19 protein-coding genes and 2 pseudogenes are annotated in these 20774 nt (G+C 63.4%); 13 read left to right on the top strand and 8 right to left on the bottom strand.

The features are described from left to right. Positions 1 to 35: 35 nt before the first annotated feature. Entirely contained in the window at positions 36 to 617 is a 582-nt protein-coding gene (locus BC1002_RS18615; RefSeq protein WP_013091539.1) for a Fur family transcriptional regulator, read from the top strand. 145 nt (positions 618 to 762) lie between these two features. Here BC1002_RS18615 and BC1002_RS18605 read toward each other — a convergent pair whose 3' ends face one another. Continuing rightward, positions 763 to 1275, bottom strand: coding sequence for a response regulator (locus BC1002_RS18605; protein WP_013091538.1), 513 nt, complete (start codon positions 1273 to 1275; stop codon positions 763 to 765). A 548-nt stretch (positions 1276 to 1823) separates the two neighbouring features. On the opposite strand from BC1002_RS18605, the gene BC1002_RS18600 reads away from it, so the two are divergent. After that, positions 1824 to 2555, top strand: a complete 732-nt coding sequence (locus tag BC1002_RS18600; protein WP_013091537.1) for a ribonuclease activity regulator RraA — start codon at positions 1824 to 1826, stop codon at positions 2553 to 2555. A gap of 48 nt (positions 2556 to 2603) precedes the next feature. Here BC1002_RS18600 and BC1002_RS18595 read toward each other — a convergent pair whose 3' ends face one another. Then, positions 2604 to 3374, bottom strand: a complete 771-nt coding sequence (locus tag BC1002_RS18595) for a TetR/AcrR family transcriptional regulator (protein ID WP_157874711.1) — start codon at positions 3372 to 3374, stop codon at positions 2604 to 2606. A 117-nt stretch (positions 3375 to 3491) separates the two neighbouring features. Here BC1002_RS18595 and BC1002_RS18590 point away from each other — a divergent pair, with 117 nt between their 5' ends. From BC1002_RS18590 to BC1002_RS18580, 3 genes are all read left to right on the top strand, one after another. After that, entirely contained in the window at positions 3492 to 5039 is a 1548-nt protein-coding gene (locus BC1002_RS18590; protein WP_013091535.1) for an MDR family MFS transporter, read from the top strand. Positions 5040 to 5712: 673 nt separating this feature from the next. Beyond that, positions 5713 to 6648 carry a hypothetical protein gene (locus BC1002_RS18585; protein WP_157874710.1) on the top strand — a complete coding sequence of 312 codons (936 nt, stop codon included), beginning with the start codon at positions 5713 to 5715 and terminating at the stop codon, positions 6646 to 6648. A gap of 250 nt (positions 6649 to 6898) precedes the next feature. After that, positions 6899 to 7972, top strand: coding sequence for a TAXI family TRAP transporter solute-binding subunit (locus BC1002_RS18580; RefSeq protein ID WP_013091533.1), 1074 nt, complete (start codon positions 6899 to 6901; stop codon positions 7970 to 7972). A 44-nt stretch (positions 7973 to 8016) separates the two neighbouring features. On the opposite strand, the gene BC1002_RS18575 is transcribed toward BC1002_RS18580, so the two are convergent. Beyond that, positions 8017 to 9456, bottom strand: a complete 1440-nt coding sequence (locus tag BC1002_RS18575; RefSeq protein WP_013091532.1) for an aminotransferase-like domain-containing protein — start codon at positions 9454 to 9456, stop codon at positions 8017 to 8019. Between the two features lie 110 nt (positions 9457 to 9566). Between BC1002_RS18575 and BC1002_RS18570 the strand changes: the two genes are divergently transcribed. From BC1002_RS18570 to BC1002_RS18560, 3 genes are all read left to right on the top strand, one after another. Next, the gene (locus tag BC1002_RS18570; protein WP_013091531.1) at positions 9567 to 10454 is read left to right on the top strand and encodes a DMT family transporter; all 888 of its coding nucleotides are present in this window, start codon (positions 9567 to 9569) and stop codon (positions 10452 to 10454) included. 120 nt (positions 10455 to 10574) lie between these two features. Next, positions 10575 to 11483, top strand: a complete 909-nt coding sequence (gene sapR, locus BC1002_RS18565; protein ID WP_013091530.1) for a sap1 transcriptional regulator SapR — start codon at positions 10575 to 10577, stop codon at positions 11481 to 11483. A gap of 75 nt (positions 11484 to 11558) precedes the next feature. Further along, positions 11559 to 12140, top strand: coding sequence for a GNAT family N-acetyltransferase (locus tag BC1002_RS18560; protein ID WP_013091529.1), 582 nt, complete (start codon positions 11559 to 11561; stop codon positions 12138 to 12140). 47 nt (positions 12141 to 12187) lie between these two features. Here BC1002_RS18560 and BC1002_RS18555 read toward each other — a convergent pair whose 3' ends face one another. Next, entirely contained in the window at positions 12188 to 12742 is a 555-nt protein-coding gene (locus BC1002_RS18555; RefSeq protein WP_013091528.1) for a putative glycolipid-binding domain-containing protein, read from the bottom strand. 188 nt (positions 12743 to 12930) lie between these two features. Here BC1002_RS18555 and BC1002_RS18550 point away from each other — a divergent pair, with 188 nt between their 5' ends. From BC1002_RS18550 to BC1002_RS18540, 3 genes and pseudogenes are all read left to right on the top strand, one after another. Next, positions 12931 to 13803 carry an urea transporter gene (locus tag BC1002_RS18550; protein ID WP_013091527.1) on the top strand — a complete coding sequence of 291 codons (873 nt, stop codon included), beginning with the start codon at positions 12931 to 12933 and terminating at the stop codon, positions 13801 to 13803. Positions 13804 to 13974: 171 nt separating this feature from the next. Further along, positions 13975 to 14319: pseudogene (locus BC1002_RS18545) on the top strand (class II aldolase/adducin family protein); the annotation flags it as partial. 149 nt (positions 14320 to 14468) lie between these two features. Then, a complete protein-coding gene (locus BC1002_RS18540) occupies positions 14469 to 14672 on the top strand; it encodes a hypothetical protein (protein ID WP_013091526.1) in 204 nt (67 codons plus the stop codon). Positions 14673 to 14757: 85 nt separating this feature from the next. On the opposite strand, the gene BC1002_RS38945 is transcribed toward BC1002_RS18540, so the two are convergent. Next, positions 14758 to 15246 carry a lysozyme inhibitor LprI family protein gene (locus tag BC1002_RS38945; RefSeq protein ID WP_238537991.1) on the bottom strand — a complete coding sequence of 163 codons (489 nt, stop codon included), beginning with the start codon at positions 15244 to 15246 and terminating at the stop codon, positions 14758 to 14760. Positions 15247 to 16624: 1378 nt separating this feature from the next. On the opposite strand from BC1002_RS38945, the pseudogene BC1002_RS18530 reads away from it, so the two are divergent. Together BC1002_RS18530 and BC1002_RS39390 are read left to right on the top strand one after the other, a co-directional pair. After that, positions 16625 to 17131: pseudogene (locus tag BC1002_RS18530) on the top strand (class II aldolase/adducin family protein); the annotation flags it as partial. Then, positions 17049 to 17375 carry a 4-oxalocrotonate tautomerase gene (locus BC1002_RS39390; protein ID WP_083788706.1) on the top strand — a complete coding sequence of 109 codons (327 nt, stop codon included), beginning with the start codon at positions 17049 to 17051 and terminating at the stop codon, positions 17373 to 17375. The pseudogene BC1002_RS18530 and the gene BC1002_RS39390, both read left to right, overlap by 83 nt. Before the next feature lie 165 nt (positions 17376 to 17540). Here BC1002_RS39390 and BC1002_RS18520 read toward each other — a convergent pair whose 3' ends face one another. From BC1002_RS18520 to BC1002_RS18510, 3 genes are all read right to left on the bottom strand, one after another. Further along, positions 17541 to 18752, bottom strand: a complete 1212-nt coding sequence (locus tag BC1002_RS18520; protein WP_013091522.1) for a porin — start codon at positions 18750 to 18752, stop codon at positions 17541 to 17543. A 77-nt stretch (positions 18753 to 18829) separates the two neighbouring features. Then, complete coding sequence (locus tag BC1002_RS18515; RefSeq protein WP_013091521.1) at positions 18830 to 20182, bottom strand: TRAP transporter large permease; 1353 nt, start codon at positions 20180 to 20182, stop codon at positions 18830 to 18832. Between the two features lie 13 nt (positions 20183 to 20195). Then, positions 20196 to 20705 (bottom strand): TRAP transporter small permease, encoded by a 510-nt coding sequence (locus BC1002_RS18510; RefSeq protein WP_013091520.1) that lies wholly within the window; start codon positions 20703 to 20705, stop codon positions 20196 to 20198. Positions 20706 to 20774: the final 69 nt, after the last annotated feature.

Below are 20774 nucleotides of genomic sequence, written 5' to 3'. Positions count from 1 at the left end.
CGGCGGCCCACCCCGCATGCCTCTATAATCGACGCATGAAAACCGCCAAGCCCGCCGCAATCGGCCATCCGGTCACTCCCGTGCCTGCCGCCACCGCCGCCGATGCGCACGATGATCATGTGCATCACGACGTGCATCAGCCGTCGCAGGAAGCGGCTCTCGCACTGGCCGAGGAATATTGCCGCGAACGCGGCGAAAAACTCACGCCGATCCGCCGTAAGGTGCTCGAACTGCTGCTGAACTCGGGACGCGCGACCAAGGCTTATTCGCTGCTCGACGAAATGCGCCAGATTCACCCGGGCTCGGCGCCGCCAACCGTCTATCGCGCATTGGATTTTTTGCTGTCGGCGGGACTCGTGCATCGGATCGAGTCGATCAATGCGTTCACCGTCTGCCATGATCTGACGCAATGCCAGCACGGTATTCTCGTCGTGTGCCAGCAATGCGGCAGCGTCACCGAACTGCATCAACCGAAACTGCGCCAGGCGCTCATCGCGCAGATCGAAGACGCGGGCTATCGGCTCGCGAGCGACGAAATCGAGTTGAAGGGTCTGTGTGCGGCGTGTCAGGCGGCCGCAGTGGCCGGCGAGGCCGCGCCGGTGGCCGCGGCGAAATAGCGGCGCTCTACGCGTCGGGTGCGCAACGCGGTGTAATGCGCTGCGAAGCGTCGATGGCCGTGCGCTGCTTTGCGAAACGACGTCTTCCCGCCGCGCGCCGGCCTGCTATAACGCACTGCCCACGAGAGCCAATGCGAAGCGGCGATCAACCCGCCGCGCGGGCGTCGATTGCGTCGCGCAGCAACGTCACGAGCGCTTCGGGTAACGCGGGTTTGGTCATGAAATGCTGGAAGCCTTCGCCGATGCTGCGCAGCCGGTATGCGTCGTCGGTATGGCCGGTCAGCGCCACCGCCACCGCGGGCGAATGGCCGCCGCAAATCTCGTGGTCGCGCAGCCGCTGGATCAGATAGAAGCCATCCATGGTCGGCAAGTCGAGATCGCAGACGACCGCGTCGGGAAGCAACTCCATCGCCGCCACGACACCCTCTTCCGCATCGGCGACTGCGCATACCTTCGCGCCTTCCGCCTCGAGTAGCAAGGTCAACGATTCCCGGCTGTCGGGGTCGTCCTCGACCAGCACGATCGTGGCCTGATCGAGCCTCATTGCTGCATTCATCGTATGTTGTTGCTCTGGAAAACCGGTTAGGCCATCGGAAGTGGCCAATGTTTCACTCTGCTGATTGCCGCCGATTTGCGCGGCCAAGGTGTTGCTGTCCATGGTTCCGACTCGATTTCGCACGCCGAGTTGCAGACAGGTCCGCGATTGTAAAACATTGCTGAGCACCTTCCCGAGTACAACGCGTGCGCACGGTAACGCGCCAAAATTGCACGTCGATGAAAAAACGGCGCTCGACGCATACCGCGATTTAGCTGCTGTGTGTCCGCAGTTTTTCCGCGGCTCGCCGATTGCCGGCACCCGATGTTCCGGCGCGGTTCGCACGAACCCCGTTCGTACGGCCTTCTCCGCCCGGTATCGATTCAGTCCTTCGTATTGTTCGCGCGACGCGGCGCTGTCGTTCGTCTTGCGCCGCTCGTACCCGTCGACTCTGGAAGCATGTCGCGTGCCTCGCTGCAGCGGTTCGCTTTGCGGGAAGAGGGGCCCGGTCGCGCGTGCCGATGACACGTAGATGAATTGGCGCTTGCCTGCTAACCGTTGGCGTCGCGGCGCTATTATCGTGGGCGCGCATGCGCGGCATGCTTCGGATCGCAGCCGCCCGCATGCGTCTATCGATGTTTCCTCATCCCAACCCGAGGCCACCCGACCCCATGTCCGCCACATCGCCCGCGCTTTGCACCGCAACGCTCGAGATCCTTCTTCACGTCAGCACCGCCACGCTGACCACGCAGCTATTCAAGCGCGGTCTGCGCAACACCTTCATGCAGGGCGTCGCGCCGCTCGGTCCGCGCCGAGGCGCGAACCTGGTCGGGCCGGCGTTCACGCTGCGCAATATCCCGTCGCGCGAAGACATCGACGTGCTGGAGCTATTCGCGGACCCTGAGTACGCGCAACGCAAATGCGTCGAGACGATTCCGCCGGGCCATGTGCTCGTGCAGGATTGCCGCGGCGAGCGCGGCAGCGCGTCGTTCGGTTCAATCCTGTCGCTGCGTTTGCAGGTGCGCGGCGTGGCCGGCATGGTGTCCGACGGCCCGGTGCGCGACAGCGCGACGATCGCCGCGCTCGACATGCCGGTGTTTTGCGCCGGCGCGAGCGCGCCGCCCAATCTGATCCGCCATCACGCGGTCGACATCAACGTGCCGATCGGCTGTGGCGGCGTCGCGGTGTTTCCGGGCGACGTGATCGTCGGCGATGTGGATGGGGTCGTCGTGATTCCGCGCAAGATGGCCGACGACGTCGCGCAAGCCGCGGCCGAGCAGGAACGGCTGGAAGCGTTTCTGACCGAAAGGATTCGTGCCGGCGCCGCGTTGCCCGGCACCTATCCGCCGAACGACGAAACGAAGGCGGCATTCGACGCGTGGAAGAAAAACCGCACAATCTAGGGCCTTTTCAAAGGACACGGCGACCGGTGCGGCAAACCGGCCGCCGGTTCAATCACCCTTGGCGGGCCCGATGCCCTGCACGAGCAACGCCACCGCGTGCCGTGCGATCTCCGCGCCGCCGATGCTGCGGCGCAATGGATCATTACGCCACAGCTTCGAAGTGGCGAGCGGCAGAATCGTCATGCCGAGCAGCGTGACGAACACGAGCGCGGGTTCGAGCGATGCATTCAGGCGCCCCTCCTTCTGCCAGCGCGCGATCGCCAGCAGCGACTCCTTCTGATGCGCGAAACCGAACCGCTCGTGCATGCGCTGGCGCAACAGCCCGCCGTCGCTGATCACTTCGCGAATCCACAGCGACGCGAACCACGGGTTATCGCTCGCGATCTGCACGAGCCGCTCGGTGAGCTGCGTGATCGCCGCGACCGGATCGTCGGGATTTTCCTGGAACGGCAGACCGAGGCTCGCACGCAACGGCGCGAAACACTCGTCGATCAGCACATCGAGCAGTTGATCGCGTGTCTTGAAGTAGTAGTGCACCATCGCGGGCGTGAAGCCGGCCTCGCGGGCGATCTCACCGAGCGATGTCTCGACGATGCCCTGCCTCGCGAACAACGTCAGCGCCGCGTCGAGCAAGCGCGCGCGCTGCTCCGGGCCGCGCGCGGCGCCCGTCGGCCGGCCGGGGCGGCGGGCGGCCGACCCGGTTGGCGCGCCGCCTGCGATATTCGCGGTTTGCGTATCCGCCTGCGCCGCCTCGAGTTTGGGCTTCGACGCGCCGCGCTCTTTCGCGGCAATCCGCGCGGGTGGCCCGGCAGGTGTCACGGCATTGTCCGCCGCGGCGTCGTCAGATGAGATCCTTGTCATTGCATTGAATTTGACGTGAGAGGCGATGTCGCATATATTAATCTCTCAGTTAATTAATTTCAACGCGTTGCCACCATGGAACAACCCGCTAGGACCCTGTCCGTCGAGTCCGCGCCCGAGGAACCCCGCCAAGCTGCGGCCTCGGCCGCAGCCGCAGCCGATCATCCGCCGATCCGGCTGCTGTTTCCGGCGCTGCTGCTGGTCATGCTGCTCGCCGCGCTCGACCAGACGATCGTGTCTACCGCGCTGCCCACCATCGTCGGCGATCTGGGCGGGCTCAATAACCTCTCCTGGGTCGTGACCGCCTACCTGCTCAGTTCGACGATCGTCGTGCCGCTGTACGGCAAGTTCGGCGACCTGTTCGGCCGCAAGATCGTGCTGCAGACGGCGATCGTCATCTTTCTCGTCGGCTCGGCGCTGTGTGGCATCGCGCAGAACATGAGTCAGCTGATCGTGCTGCGCGCGCTGCAAGGCCTCGGCGGCGGCGGCTTGCTCGTCGTGACGATGGCGGCGATCGCGGACGTGATTCCACCCGCTGAGCGCGGCCGTTATCAGGGCGTGTTCGGCGGCATCTTCGGTCTCGCCACCGTCATCGGTCCGCTGCTCGGCGGTTTTCTGGTCGAGCATCTGACGTGGCGCTGGATCTTCTACATCAACCTGCCGCTCGGCATCCTGTCGCTGATCGTGATCGGCGCGGTGTTCAAGCCGCACGTGCGCCACGTCAAGCACACGATCGACTACATGGGCGCCGCGTTTCTCGCCGGCGCGCTGACCTGCATCATCCTGTTCACGAGCCAGGGCGGCACGATCCTGCCGTGGACCTCGCCGCAACTATGGTTCACGCTCGGCATGGGGCTCGTAGCGATCTGGGGCTTCATCCACGAAGAGCGCAGCGCGGTCGAACCGATCATGCCGCTCGGACTGTTCAAGCAACGCACGTTTCTTATCAGCAGCCTCGTGAGCTTCATCATCGGCGTATCGCTGTTCGGCTCCGTTACGTTCATTCCGCTCTATCTGCAGGTCGTCAAGGGCTCCACGCCGTCGCAAGCCGGCATGCAGATGCTGCCGATGATGGGCGGCCTGTTTATCCTGTCGATGGTGACGGGCCGCCTGATCAGCAAGATCGGCAAGTATCGGCTGTTCCCGATCATCGGCACGTTCCTCGTCTCCGTGGCGATGCTGCTGCTCGCGCGCCTGCAGATCGATACGCCGATTCATGTGATGTATCTGTACATGGGTCTGCTCGGCTGCGGCCTCGGCATGGTGATGCAGGTGCTGGTCCTCGCGGTCCAGAACACTGTCGAATTCAAGCACATGGGTGTGGCGACGTCGGGCGTCACGCTGTTTCGCTCGATCGGCGGCTCGATCGGCGTGGCCGGTTTCGGTGCGGTGTTTTCGAACGGCCTCGCCGCACGCCTCGAAAAGCTGATTCCGCCCGATACCGAACTTCCGCAGGCGTTGGGTCCCGCCGCGATTCATCAGCTACCCGAAGCATTGCGCAACGACTATCTGCATGCGTTCGCCGGCGCGTTGCACACCGTGTATCTGTCGGCCGCATGCGTCGTGGTGCTCGCCTTCGCGCTGGCGTGGCTGCTGAAGGATCATCCGTTGCGCAAGCACTGAGCGTTGTTCCACGCCTGATCCGGATGCTGATGCAAACGCTTACCGGCAAGCACCCACCAACAGAGTGATCACGAGGCCGCACGCGCAACGCGTCGGCCTCGTTGTTTTTTCGTCGCGCTCACCACCTGTGGCGCGCCCTCTGCATTTGTCGTGAAACAACAGATACATACGTTCGGTTCGAGCGTGTCGCCAAAGTTTCTTCATACCTCCGAATGAGCGGTAGCGCACACAATCCAGGGGCCTACCGCGTTGACGTCCCCCGTTAAACATCACATATTGGAAACCGTGGAAACGCAGGCGCGGCCTGCGTCTCCGCGACTCCGGCGCATGTGGATCGTATTCCGCGGACAAGGCTCCTGCCTCAACACGATCCGGAGCATGCCTTTACGGCATCGTTTTCCAAAGGTGGGTCCACGGCATGTCCACCCAGACAGCAACCGGCCAAAGTTTCCCCACGCCCTGCAAACGCTGCGGTGGCGCACTCTACCGACAAGTCGACGCCTGCCCCTACTGTGGCGCTGCGCATCCGTTCGATCACGACGATCCGCACATCCGCACAGGTATTCCAGGCAGCCGCGCGAGCGCCACGCATAAACCCCTGCCCCGCTTCGACGACGAACTCGGTACACGCGACGAGCCCGTCATCGCCTCTGCGGCGATGGCGCCCGAATCTATGTTGCAGACCGGGCCGGTCATGCACACGGCGCTCGTGTCGACCGACACCGCGATCCCGCCTTACGAAGATCCGATGTACGCGCCGCGCACCACTGCGCAGATGATCTGGCGCGTGCTATACGTGATCGGCGCGGTTATCGCGATCGGCCTGGCGTATATCGCTTATACGTTGTTCAGCGACGGTGGTGAATCGGAAGATAAAGGCGTCGAGCAGATTACTCAGGATGCCCGCACAACCACGACCGGCATGATCGCGCCGCTTGCGTCCGCGCCGGTGCCTGCCCAGGCACAGACCGCGCACGCGCCGGCCGCGGCCAGGCCTGCGCCACCGCCCGCGACCGAACTGGCGGCAAAGCCCGCGCCCGTCGTGGCCGCGGTCCCCGTCATTCCGGCGACACCGGCTGCGCCGCCTGCCGCGCCGCCGCTGGCCGCGACGCCCGTGCGGCCCGCGACGCAATTCCACGATGCCGGACAGGCACTGCAGGTCGCGCGGACCGCGTTCCGCGCCAGCGACCTGTCCGCGGCGCAAGCCGCTCTCGCCGCTGCGCAAACGTTACAACCGGGAAACAGCGACGCGCAGGCTCTGGCCGATCAGATGCGACCGCTGGTCCAGCGCCGCGATACTGCGCTGCAGGCCGCGCAGGCCTGCATCGCGCAGCAGTCGTGGCCGTGCGCGCGTCAGCACGCAAACGAGGCGCTCGCGATCGACAGCGGCAACGACGCGGCGAAAGTGATCCTCGAGCGGGTGATTCGCGAGACCGGCTGGGCGCCGCTGACGCCGCCGCATGCGGCGACGGACGCCGGGCCGGGCGCACCGCTCGCGCAGGCGCAACTGCAGGTACCGCTGCCCGCCGGCATGCTGGAGCACGGCGCGCTCGCCGCGACCACAACGAACGCCGGCGTCGTGAGAACGGCGACGCCGCGGAGCAACTAGCGCTCACGCGCGACGCAACGCTCAGGGTCCGGAGACGCAATCGACTGCGCCGTCGCGCAAAAACCTAGCTTCGCTTACCAGATCAAAGGGTCGACGTCTGTGCCGATTCGCACATAATCGTGCGCCCTCTGAGCGGCAACAGACGGAGCGACCCTGGCAGCGGTTTGAACATGACATGGCAACCGGATCACTGGTGCTTCCACGCGCCACGCGTGAAGCGGGATCAACCTGACCGATAGGTAGAAAGACCATGCTGAAGAGACTTCTCGCGGGCTGGCTGGGGCTGATGGTACTGGTCGTATGTTCGCTGGCCGGCGCCGAACCGGCGCACTACAAGATCGTCACCGGGCCGGAGCGCGGGACGTATATCCAGATCGGCAACGACCTGTCGAAATGGGTGGCCCAGCCGGTCGGCATCGACCTCGAAGTGGTGGCGTCGAAAGGCTCGGCCGAAAACGTGCAGCGCATGCGTTTCGAGCCCGGCGTGAAGCTCGCGCTCGTGCAGTCCGACGTATACCAGGCGTTCATCGACATGGCCAACACGGGTAACCCCGATGCGGGCACGACGATCCGGCCGCTGCGACTGATCATGCCGCTCTACGACGAGGAAATTAACGTCGTCGTGCGTGCGGATTCGCCGTTGAAAACGCTCGCCGACATCAAGGACAAGACCATCAGCGTCGGCCTGCTAGGCAGCGGCACCGCGCAGTCGGCGACGACGCTGTACCGCCTCATGTTCGGCCAGCCGATTCCCGAGCAGAACGTCGTGCATCTGAGCAACGAGGACGCGCTCGCCGCGCTGATCGTGAAGAAGATCGACGTCGCGATCATCGTGGTCGGGCAGCCGGCGAAGCTGTTCAACGACATGAAGCCCGACCTGCTGTCACAGTTGCGTCTGTTGCCCGTCGATCCCAACGCGGCGGAGACGACCCGCGCGAAGCAAACCTACTTTCCGACGACGATCCGTCAAAGCAGCTACCCGGGCTGGTTGAAGGAAGACGTGCCGGGCCTCACAGTCAAAGCGTTTCTGGTCACCTACGACTATGGCTTGCGCGACACCGTCAGCAATCTGAATCATTTCGCCGACTCGTTGTGCGCGAACTTCGACAATCTGCAGGAGCACGGCCATCCGAAGTGGAAACAGGTGAAGCTCGAATTGCCGACGCTCGTACGCGGGTGGAAGTACTACGGTCCGGTCGAGAAGCATCTGCGCGCGTGTCTCGCGAACCGCAGCGCGGCGATGAGCGCGGCGGCCGCGCAGCCCGCGCCGAAACCGCACACGCCCTGCTCCGAACAGGAACGGATGCTTCTGCTGTGCAAATAACGCTGTAGCAAGGACTGCGAGCGCCTGATTCGATTCAGTTCGTCTCAGACGCGCTCGCGCCCCGCGTCGGCCGACACCGCGCACGCATCCATCGCCCGCTGCAATGCCTCGTACACCTTCGGGCGATTGCACTGCGACACGTTGAAACGCAGAAAGCCCGCCGCCGCTTGCGACGCGCTGAACACGTTGCCCGGCGCGAGCACGACACCCGCCGTCAACGCATGACGGGCGATGTCGGCGGCATCGAGCGCCCCGGGCAAGCGCGCCCATACGAACAGGCCCGCACGCGGCCGTGTCCAGATATCGAGGCCCGCATAGCCGAGACGCCTGATGGTCTCTCCCATCGCATCGGCCAGCTTCGCGCGCATCGACTCGAGATGACGCCGATAGGTACCGTCGACGAGCATCCGATGCACGACGCTCGCCGCGAGCTGACCATTGCCGAACGAGGTCGCAAGCTTCAGATCGATCAACGGTTCGACCCATTCGGGCCGCGCCGCGATATAGCCGCAGCGCACCGCCGCCGACAGCGTCTTCGAAAAGCTGCCGATCGACACGACGCGCGCGAGGCCGTCGAACGCAGCGAGGCGCGGCGCAGGTTCGTCTTCGAAGTCCGCGAAGATGTCGTCCTCGACGATCAGCAGATCGTGCTCGCCGGCGAGCTTCAGCAGCCTGTGCGCGACGGCCGGCGCGAGCGTCGCGCCAGTCGGGTTGTGGATCGCCGAGTTCGTCACGTAGAGCCGCGGACGCTGCTCGACCAGAACGCGCTCGAACGCCGCGAGATCCGGCCCCTGCGGCGTGTAGGGCACGCTCGCGATCCGCACGCGATGCGCGCGCAGCAACGCCTGAAAATTGAAGTAGCACGGATCGTCGATCAACACCGTGTCGCCGGGTTCGAGCAGGAAGCGGCACACGAGATCGAGCGCATGGGTGCCACCGTCGGTCAGCAGGATCTGCTCGGGAGGAGCATCGACGCCATGCGCGGAAAGCCGCCATGCAAGCTGCTGACGCAGCGCGGGCAAGCCGGCCGGGCTCGCGTAGTCGGCGAGCAGTGACTGCGGATCACGCGCAACTGCACGTAGCGCGCGCCGCACGCCATCTTCCGGCAGCCATGAGGCCGGCATCCAGCCGCAGCCTGGCTTCAGCGCTTTCGAGCCGGTCTCCAGCGACTGCCGCGTGAGCCACAGCGGATCGACCTCGCGATCGAGCCGCGGGCCGAGATCGGCTAGCGCGAGCGGCGGCGCATGGCCCGACACGAAGAAGCCGGAGCCGCGCCGCGCGATGATCGCCCCTTCCGCGACGAGACGGTCGTAGGCTTCCACCACGGTCGACTTCGATATGCCGAGCGTGTCGGTCATCGCGCGAATCGACGGCACGCGCGCACCCGGCATCAGCGAGCGGCTCGCGATGCGCTCGCGCAGATTGTCCATCACGAGGCCGACGCGGGTTCCCGGCACCGCCTCGTTGTTGTCCCTCTCTGCCATCTGTACTGCTCCATGTTCGGTACAGTTCGTTCGAACTGTACTGATCTGTAGCTTAACGTTTACGGCCGCCGCGCGCATCATGTGACTCTTTGAGCGCAGGAATGTACGCAATGGACAAGACCACCAACGGCTGGCTTAGCGGTTTCGCGGGCGTGCTGATTTTCAGTGGCTCGCTGCCGGCCACGCGGCTTGCCGTGCAGGGACTCGATCCGGTGTTTCTGACCGTGGCGCGCGCGACGATCGCGGGCGTTCTCGGTCTTCTACTCTTGCTGGTGTTCCGCGAGACGCGGCCGGAGCGGCGCGATCTGCTGCCGCTCGTAGTGGTCGCGCTCGGCGTCGTGGTCGGCTTTCCATTGCTGACCGCGCTGGCGTTGCGGCATGTGAGCGCCGCACATGCGGTCGTGTTCATCGGTCTGCTGCCGCTTGCCACCGCAATCTTCGGCGTGCTGCGAGGCGGCGAGCGGCCGCAGCCGGCGTTCTGGCTGTTCTCGGCGCTCGGCAGCGCGGCGGTGGCCGCGTTCGCGCTGCGGCACGGCATCGACGCGTCGCCGCTCGGCGACGCGCTGATGCTCGCGGCGATCGTCGTATGCGGGCTGGGCTATGCGGAGGGCGCGCGGCTATCGCGTCACCTCGGCGGCTGGCAGGTGATTTCGTGGGCGCTCGTGCTGTCGCTGCCGTTGATGCTGCCGCTCGCCTGGTGGACACGGCCCGTATCGTTCGACGGCGTCGGCGCCGCCGCCCTGTGGGGACTCGCGTACGTGTCGCTGTTCAGCATGCTGATCGGCTTCGTGTTCTGGTATCGCGGGCTCGCGCTCGGCGGCATCGCGGCGGTCGGTCAACTGCAGCTGCTGCAGCCGTTTTTCGGGCTGCTGCTCGCCGGCGTACTGCTGCACGAACAGGTTCCGCCGTCGATGATCATCGTCACCGTGATCGTGGTCGCCTGCGTGGCGGGCGCACGGCATTTTTCGCGCGCGGCGCCGGCGCGGCGGGCAGTCTGACGCGGCTCGACCGGCGAACGGCAAACAGTCTTTTTTTCAGGATCGAATTGCGCGAGTCGTAGGTCGATATGTCATCATTTCGCAGATTGGCACAACCAGCGCCCCGCGCCGCGACTGACGATGACGACCGCTTTTGCCCAAACCGTCGAAGCCCGTTTTGCCGAACTCACGCCGACGTCGAAACGCGTCGCCAGCTACATGCTCGCGAACCTCGACCGGCTCGGCCTCGAAACCGCCGACCAGATCGCGCAGCAAGCCGGCACCAGCGGCATTTCGGTCGGCCGCTTTCTGCGCAGCGTCGGCTATCGCAATCTGGACGATCTGAAACGCGAGCTGCGCGGCACGCAGCAGCGGCCCTGGCTGATCACGGACCGGCTCGACGCGTTCCGCCGTGGCCCGAGCGACAGCACGCAAGCCGGCGAGCCGCATGAACCGGACGTCGCTGACGGGGCCTCGCCGCGCGACGCCACGCTCGCCCAGTCGCTCGAACTCGAAATCGGCGCGATCCAGCACGTATACGAACTCGCGCGCTCGCCGGCCTTCGCGCGCGTCGCCGAGCGCATCGCGAACGCCGATGCGGTCTACATCCTCGGCATCCAGTCGACGCGCGGTATCAGCAACGCGTTTTACAGCTACCTCGAATACCTCCGCCCGCGCGTGTTCTATTCGGATGGCATGTCGGGTTCCTACGTCGATTCGCTGAACTCGGAATTCAGTACGCCGTATCTGATCGTCACCGACACGCGCGCCTATTCAACGATCGCGCGACGCTATTGCCAGGCGGCCTCGCGACGCGGTCTGCCGTTCGCGCTCGTCACCGATATCTACTGTCCGTGGGCGCGCGATTTCGACGGCGACCTGCTGCAGGTGAAAACCGACGTCGGTCAGTTCTGGGATTCGCTCGCGCCGCTGACGTGCCTATTCAATCTGCTGATCTCCGCGGTCGTCGAGCGTCGTGGACCGGCTATCGACGAACGCGTGGCGCGCAATCGCGAACTGCAGAGCGAGTTCGATCAATTCGATCTTTGACGCGCTTCAAATCCGCACCGGCGACAGGCATAGTAAAAGCTTCCGTCAAACTAGCCGGCCACGACCGGACCACGAATGAGTTCACCCCGCCCTCCGCTCGACGCCCCGCTGATCCGCGACGCCACCGAAGCCGACCTCCCCGCGATCCAGGCCATCTATGCGCATCACGTGCTGACCGGTGTCGCGTCGTTCGAAGAAATCCCGCCGTCCGTGGAGGACCTGCGCGCGCGGCTCGCAAGCGTGCGCAGCCACGGACTGCCTTATATGGTCGCGGAGATCGACGGCGACGTCGCCGGCTATTGCTATGCGACGCCGTATCGCCCGCGCGCCGCCTATCGCAACACGATCGAAGACTCGATCTACGTGAACGACGCATATCGCGGACGCGGCATCGGACGCGTGCTGCTGCAGGCGCTGATCGATCGATGCGAGACCGGCCCGTGGCGTCAGATGATCGCGGTGATCGCCGATGGCGGCAGCGGCGGCTCGTTGTCGCTACATACGCAGCTCGGCTTCGAGCTGACCGGCACGTTGAAGGCGGTCGGCTACAAGCACGGCCGCTGGCTCGACACGACACTGATGCAACGCCCGCTCGGCCGCGGCGCATCGACCGGGCCAGACGACGTTTTAAACGCAGCAGGCGGCACGCACGGGTAGCCCGCGCGCACGGCGCGGCATGACAACCGCGACATCGAACCCAAAACCTAACGCGCGCGCGGCAAACGCGCGAACAAGGTCGGATAGTCGATCACGAGGCCATCGCTATCCACGCGCAGATTGGCGGTGAACTCGCGAAAAATGCCTTCATAGCGGTACTCAGCATTCAACTCGATGCACGTGTATGCCTGCTCGGCGCGCGTAACCTGCAAGTCCGGCGTCGAGATGTATGCGACTTCGATCGGTTGACGTTCGCCTTCGGCCAGTTGCAGGCGGCGGATCGGCAACGTATTGGTGTACGGCGTCGCGGCGATATCGATGTCGATACAGCCCTCGATCGCACTCAGCGCGAGGCCGTGCCCGTCGTGCCAGTGGCCTTCGCCATCGCCATGCAATTCCAGCTCGCCGCCGCCGACGATCTTCAGGTGTGCATAGCGCGTGCGCCAGCGCGCGTCGCAGCGCACCGCGTAATGCAGCCCGTACGCCTTGCCATAGCGCTGCCCGACCACGACGCTTTCCACGGCAAAGCCGTCGTCGCGCGCATCGAATACCAGATGTTCGATGCCGTCGCCCTCTTCCGAGGCCCATCGTAATTCACGCATCGGCGTCTCCTCGCGAAACGGCGCGGTGGGCGCGCCGGCCTTTTCATCGTAGCGCGAAAGTCCGCGCGCGAGTCAATCGGAACCCAGGCGGTTACGGCCGGCAAATAGCCAGTATAAACGGGCGAGATGCCTGAGGGTTTGGCGCTCGACTATGCTCGCGGTTTGTCGTGACTCCGAACCCGCCGCCGATGCACACCACCGCGACCAATCCGCCCTCTTCCTCGCTCAGCGCCCCGCTGCGCACGCTGCTGCGCAGCTTCGGCCAGATCGTGTTGCAACCGAACGCCGCGACCGGCGCGTGCATGCTCGGCGCGTGGCTGCTCGGCGAGCCGCGTCTCTTGGGCGCCGCGCTGCTCGGCGCGATCGCGGCCAACGTCAGCGCGATGCTCGCCGGTTCGGCCGACGCCGACCTGCGCGCGGGCCTGCTCGGCTTCAACGGCGCGCTGGCGGGCCTCGCCGCGTACAGCTTCATCGGCGATCCGGCGCGCGCGTCGGCCGTTGCGATTCTTGCCGCGACGGCCACCGCATGGCTGCTGCGACCGTGGTCGCGCTGGTTGCGCGTGCGTGGGCTCGAGTATCTGTCGAGTCCTTGCCTGATCGTCACCTGGCTATGGTTGCCGCTGATCGCGAGCCGTTCATTGTCAGCAGGCCCCTATGCCGCTCAGCCGCTGGACGCGATGCGGCTCGTCAGCGGCATGCTCGCGGGCGTTGCGCAGACCGGCTTCGCGTCGGGCGCGCCAGCGGGCGTGCTGGTGCTGCTAGGGATTGCCGCCGCCTCGCGCAAACACGCGGTCTATGCGCTGGGCGGCGCAACACTAGCCAGCGCTGCACAGCTGTTGCTCGGCGCGAGCGATGCTTCATTCGACGCCGGTCTGTCAGGCTTCAACGGCGCGCTGACCGCGCTCGCGCTAGCCGACTCAGGCTATGCGGCGATGCTCGGTGGCATCGCGATGTCGGTGCTGTTGCAAGCGGTCGCCCTGCATTGCAGTTGGCTTACGATGACCGCGCCGTTCGTGCTCGCAACGTGGAGCATCCAGTCGCTTAGGCGCCGCCTCGCGTGACGTAAGGAGGTGTCGTGCGCTGTCGCCACCGGCGCGTCATTGTGCGGTAGCATCCGAAGCCGGTTCGCGCGTCGCGCGGCCTCGCATTCAGCAATCTTCTTGCCTTGGCGACCAATCGCATGGCGCCGGAGTCGGTGCTAAACCACTCACTCTGACCGACAGGAGACAGATATGTCGTTCGCCCACTCACCCGCCGGCCGCATCGCCGAGTCCGGTCCGCTGTCGGAAGCGGAACAGCAAACCCGCATCGATCTGGCCGCCGCTTATCGTCTCGCCGCGCTCAACGGCTGGGACGATCTGATCTACACGCACATTTCCGCGAGCGTGCCCGGCGAACCGGACCACTTCCTGATCAATCCGTTCGGCCTCGCGTTCGATGAGGTATGCGCGTCGAATCTCGTGAAGATCGATCTCGCGGGCAATATCGTCGGCGCCAGCGAACATCCGGTGAATGCCACCGGCTTCGCGCTGCACGCGGCCGTGCATGCCGCGCGCGACGACGCGTTATGTGTGCTGTCGTGTCGACTATAAATAACTCTAAAAGCGCGCTGAAAGCCTTGCCTGGCTTACGTTTGCGGCAGTTCTACCGTATTCCGGTGCGCCGCGACGTTCGCGCGGAAATCGCCTGTGGTAGTCGACCGTGTTGAACGTCGGAGGGCCGCGCCATGCGCTACCAGGAACCCGTTGAACTGCTGGAAAACCTGCTCGAAACGGTGCCGCTCGAACCGAACGATCGCGGCCATACCGCGATGGATGACTTTGAGCATTTCTGCGCATACACGGGCTGCTGTGAGGAGCTGATGGGCCCGCAGGCGTTCGCGTGGGTGAAACTCGCCTACACCGACGCCAAGACAACCGCATCGTGCTAGCAACCCGGGCCGACGACCACCGCCGCAAGTCGACCCGGAGCCGCCAATCGACTTTCTCGAAAGTAGTCATTCACGATAAGGATTTTTATCGTGCTGGAATCACAGTCACGTCCCGCGTGGTGGCTCGTGCGTCGTCTGCGCTGGAGTCAGGCTTATCAGCTTCGGTTGCCACAGGGATCAGCGGCTTCGAACCAAGCGAACCCAAGAACTGACCGATACGCTCGCCATAAACGTGGCGCAGGCATTCCAAATCCCTGTTACACATATGGCGCGTGAGCAGCCAATCGGACTCCGACTTTTTAAGAGCCAGCGGATCTGAAATCGTCTTGAGCGCGGCGTCGTACAACTGCCCCAATTGCCTGTCCTGGGCAGCAAGTCCAGGATCACCACATACTGCAATTTCGTCATCATTGGATGCTTGCGCGCAATCGAAGCTCGTTAGAAAGGTCTTTGCAAGACCAGTCACCCCAACAACCGATTGCGAAGCGCCAATGGCCGGTACCTCGCTACCGCCAGATTCGGCGATTGCCTCAACGCTTGCGGCGGATGCCGCCTCTACCGGCTCTGATGCCACCACAGAACTGCTGGCTACCTCACTTGCGATATCAGATGCGGGGGTTGCAACGACAGCGCTAGCCTCCACAGCACTCGCGGCTGAAGGGGCAACCTGTGACGACGATTCGCCTGAGTGACGGCCGATCGCACCGAGGACGAGAATGAAGCCAACCACCCCTAAGGCTTTCTTAGCGAGCCCCGAAAACGAAGACGAAGAACGAACGACGTCGACATTTCGACTACCGCAGTTTGGGCACCGTGATGACACGTCCTTACCTCGGGGATGCCAGGTAGATTCGCAACTATTGCATTGATTGAGCGGGCGATAGGTCATATCAGATTGTGGGAGTAACTATCGGTCTTAAGCGATATCTGAGCAGGTGATACTTTTCGCGACTTCGGAGCAGGCACATCTGGTCGCAGAAAATTGCAGGCACACCCATCTAGTGATGATTGAAAACGTCCAAATTTCCCTGGGCTGGGAGACTCTGTAACCTATTCTGCGGTTCCTGCCGTGAATCGGCCCCGGTTGGCGAGGTGTCGTTCGAGCCCCTGACCTCAACTCGGCCTGAAATGGCAGCGTCGTCCGCCGAGTCTTGGGGCTCAGTTCGCGTGCCGCTCAGATTGCGCCACGCTGCGTCGGTAGCGATCGCATCCGACGAAAAAGCTTGAACCGCCGGATTCGTTGCTATAGCAGCGGGACTAGTATCGACCGCTGGGCTTTGGTCCGGCGCCGGCTTATTCGGATGACCGCCCAATATCGCCAGCAATGCAATCGTCCCTAAGATCCCCAAACCAGCGACCTTCGTCTTGCTACTGCCGCAGCGTGGACACCGACTCGACAAATTGCTACCACGGGGGTACCAAGTCTTGCCGCAACTTTTACATTTGTTCAGCGGTCGCTTTGTATTCCTTGTTGCAGCAGCCACGCCTTCCCCCTTGAGAGAAATGATCCCTACCCGTTTACGGTGTTGAATCGGATATCTTTAGCGGCCGGCAAACTCCGATAGCGTGCCCCCAAGGCGCATTGCTCTTCAATTCAAAGCGCATATTTGCTACACCCGATTCAATAGGCTAGTCACCTTGAAGCATGCGCAGCTTCACTGCATCAGAGCAGCAATTTTCACTGGGACAGGGACTTGGGGACCGACGTTGCCAGATTGTCACCGATCTGGCCACATCGCTCTAATGACCGTTTGTGGCCGACTTTTGCCGATCGCCCCTCGTCGATACCTGCGGCGCAGCCAAGGGCGACACGCAAACGCATTGCCGACGTTGGTCAGGCACGAGACATAAGTCCGCTTTCCTGACGACCGCCATTCCAGTCGCGAGTCGAGCCGGAACGCCGTACAGGTCACTGCGAATTCCACGGAAAGCGCGGAAGTTGCACTGTGAAGCTCGTTCCACTCTCCGAGGATTCCGCGTCAATAGTGGCCCTTATGCGCGCGCATGATGGCGCGGCATATGTGATGCATCTGCATAACACCGCGGGCGTGGCCGTGTCGGCGCAGCCGGAAGGATTGCTGCCGGCGTCGCAGCACGCGCTGCGCTTTTACGGCCAGCTTGCATATCACGACTACGAAGGCCTCGCGTTCACGCCGGCCGAAGGCGAGCGCCTCGTCGCGCATCTCGCCGATCACCCCGCGATGCTATTGCGCAATCACGGCACGCTGACGCTCGGACGCACGGTTGCCGAAGCTTATGTGCTGATGGCGACGCTGCTGAAAGCCTGTGAAATCCAGATTCAGGCGCAAAGCTGCGGCGCGCCGCTAGTCGTCCCGAGCGACGCGGTCGCCGCGCGCACGGCGGTGCAGCTCTACGATGGCGGCGCGATCGAAGGCGCGCTCGAATGGCCCGCGCTGCTGCGCAAGCTCGATCGACTCGATCGCGGCTATCGCGCCTGAACCCCCGAGCCGGTCCGCTTCATTCCATTCCCAACTCTCAACCCCACGGAGCAACGTCATGCCCACGTTTCATATCGAACTCTTCGAAGGTCGTACGCTGGAACAGAAGCGCCAGTTCGTCGAAGCGATCACGAAAACCACCTGCGAGTCGCTCGGCGTCGAGCCGAATTCGGTCGACATCATCCTGACCGACGTGAAGCGCGAAAACTGGGCAACGGGTGGGCGTTTGTGGTCGGAGGCCTGAACGACCCCGGACAGCGCTGGCGAGACCAGCGCTTCGATGCATAAAAAATAGGCATCGAAAAAAAAGCTGCGCACGTGAGGTGCGCAGCTTTCGAGACTTACAACGCGAAAAAAATCGCGTCGATGTGGCGGCAAAACAACGCACCGCCACGTGTTCAGTAACTGCTTAGAACTTATGGATGATACCAACGCCGACAGCCGTCTGGCTGCGCGACGACGACGGCGAACCGTTCTGGCCGTCACCGATGCTTGCGACCGCGTTGATGATCGACTTGCCGTTGCCCGACAGCGTCTGGCCGCTAGCACGCTGATACGCTTCGAGTGCGTACAGGCCTGTGCGCTTGGACAGCGTGTAGTACTGCGACAGGTTGAACTGGCTGTAGCTAGCCGTGTTCTGAATGCCGTTCGACGACGTTGCACGGGTATAGCTATAGCCAGCGGCCAGGTCCAGCACCGAGATCGGCTTCCAGTGGAGCACTGCGCCACCCGTATTCCAGATCTGCGTGTCGTGGAACAGCGAAGCCTGGCCCGCAGCGTATTGAACGTTCGAGTATGCGAACGAAACATCCCACTGCGAGTTGAACGCGTAACCACCCGTCACCGCAATGCGCTGCTGCTTCGCTGCGGTCTGGAAGCCGTTGTTGATTGCCGAGACGGACGGCTGAGCGCCGTTGTTCTGCGCCGTGGAATTCCACGCGGGGTTCGCGACGGTTGCCGCGTTGTCAATGCGCTGGATACCTGCCGCGAGACCGATCGGGCCGTTCAGGTACTGTGCCGCAACGCTCCAGGTCTGCCCGGCTGCGAAGCTGCCCGCGTTGCCGCCCAGTGCGTACGAACCGCTAACCGTCAGGCCGCCAAAGCTCGGCGACGTATAGACCAGCTGGTTGTTCACGCGGAACGTCGTATCCAGCGAGTCGATATCACCCGGGTGCGCACCGTATGCACCGGTCAGCCACGTGGTCGGGCTATACGGCGAGAGCAGCGTGTAGTACGAGGTGTACCCGCGGCCTGCCGTCAGCGTACCGAACTGCGCGTTCGAAAGACCGATCCATGCCTGGCGGTTGAATGCCAGACCCGACACGCTTTGCGCGCCAGTTGCGCTGTTAAAGCCTTCTTCCAACTGGAAAATCGTCTTCGTGCCGCCACCCAGATCTTCCGAGCCCTTCAAACCGAAACGGCTGCCTGCCCAGATGCCGTTGATCATCTTGACTTGCGAGCTGCCAGGGACGGTCTGCGGTTTAGCTGCCGTAGTCAGCGACGCCGAGCTGTTCTGCCAACCCAGGCCCGTATCGACAATACCGTAAAGCGTCACGCTGCTTTGCGCGTGTGCACCCAGCGCGACCAACGCCACTGCCGAAGCTACGAGAGTCTTTTTCATTTCTACTCCTCTGTTGAAAACTTTTTGATGCAGCCTATGGAAGCGCCGCAGAGTGTGGGTAAGACGTTTTATTTGGATCAGAACACCGGATGACCGTTGATGACGCTTGGCAACCAAGTCGAGAACCACGGTACGTAGGTGACAATATTGATCGCCGAGAAGATAGCGAGGTAATACGGCCACGCCACCTTAGTAGTTTCCCCTATCGACACATTGCCAATTGCACACCCAATAAACTGCACAGAACCAATCGGCGGATGCACGAGACCCAATGCGCAGTTCAGCAGGATCATGATGCCGAACTGAACCGGGCCCACGCCGTTGTGCATTGCCATCGGCAGGAACAGCGGGGTCGTGATCAGGATGTGCGCCGCCATGTCGACGAACGTACCGAGGAACACCTGAATCACGTTGATGTACAACAACATCAGCCACGGCAGCGAGGTCGCGCCGTCGAGCATGCGTTCGATCGCGTCCGGGATCTCCAGATAGGCCATCTGGAAGCGCAGCATGTTCGACACACCGATCAGCAGCAGCACCACGCCGGTCGTTTTCGCGGCCTTGCCGAGCGCATGGCCGAGCTTCTTCAGCGTCAGCGTGCGATACACGACGATGGTCAATATCAGCGAATAAGCCACGGCGATCGCGGCCGCCTCTGTTGCGGTGGCGATACCGCGCGCCACGCAGAACAGAATGATCGCGATGACCATCAGACCCGGCACCGCGCCGATGAACGTACGCAGCACCGCCATCCAGCCCGGGAAACGCTGAAGTTGCGTCGAGCCGTCGGGACGGCGCGGATAGCCGAACTTGACGGCCTGCCAGTAAGCGGCGATCAGCACGAGGCCCATCACCCACAGCACCGGCAACAGACCCGAGAACAGCAGATCGCCGATCGACACGCCGCTCATCTGCTTGCCGTTCAGCACGCCGCTCACGCCTTGCGCCGCGAACGCGTAGATGATCATGTTGGTCGAGGTCGGCATCAGCGCGCCGGCGAGCGACGAGTGCGTGGTCACGTTGACCGCGTATGCGGCGCTATAACCTTCGCGCTTCATCAGCGGGATCACGACGCCACCCATTGCCGACGTATCCGCGGTCGGCGAACCCGACACGCCGCCGAACAGCGTACAGGCGACCACGTTGGCCATGCCGAGGCCACCGCGGAAATGGCCGACCGTGGCCTGCGCGAAACGCAGGATGCGGTCAGCGATGCCGCCGTGGAGCATCAGCTCGCCGGAGAAGATGAAGAACGGCACCGCGAGAAACGAGAAACCGTTCATGCCCGAGATCATCGCCTGCATCGCGGTCGCGGTCGGCAGACCTTCGAACAGGTACGTCAGGACGCAGGACAGGCCCAGCGCGAATGAAACCGGGACCCCTAAAAAGAGGAAAACTAGAAAACTGACGGTGAGGAGGGCAAGTTCCATGATGGCTCTGCTTTTATTCCGTGACGGAGAGTTCGAGCGCTGGCTCTTCCCGTTTCCCGGCAAAGAGCTCGAGCAGATGCTCGATCGAGAACAACGCGATGCACACGCTCGCGAAGATCGGGATGCAGTAGCGCACGCCTTCCGGCACGCCGATGATCGGAATGCGGTCGCCCATCGTGGTTTCCGCCATCTCGAAGCAACCGATGAAAACGGCCACCGCGAAAGCAATCAGGCAAACATGCTGAATCCCTTTCGCGATCAGTTGGCCTTTTTCCGGCAATTTTTTGACGAGCGAGTCGAGTCCGATGTGACCTCCCTCGCGAACCTTCAGCGCGGCGCCGAACATCGCGATCAGGATCACCAGCAACAATGCGATGGGCTCAACGTAATCGGGTGCGTCGCTAAATACGTAGCGCATCACCACGCTATAAATCACGAGCAGGCAAAGTGAGGCGAGGCTAAACGACGCCGCGACCAGCAGCACGCGAAAAAGAAAATCATTTGGGCGTTTCAGGAAACTCATGACCCTGTCCTTGCTTACGTCCGACCTGTGCTTGAAATTCAGCCATCCCGATGCGACGCGATCCGCACG

The sequence above is a fragment of the Paraburkholderia atlantica genome (assembly GCF_000092885.1).
In the GTDB taxonomy this organism is placed as follows: Bacteria; Pseudomonadota; Gammaproteobacteria; order Burkholderiales; family Burkholderiaceae; genus Paraburkholderia; species Paraburkholderia atlantica.
Note: the sequence above shows the minus strand (reverse complement) of the source record. Positions and strands in the feature narration are given on the sequence as shown.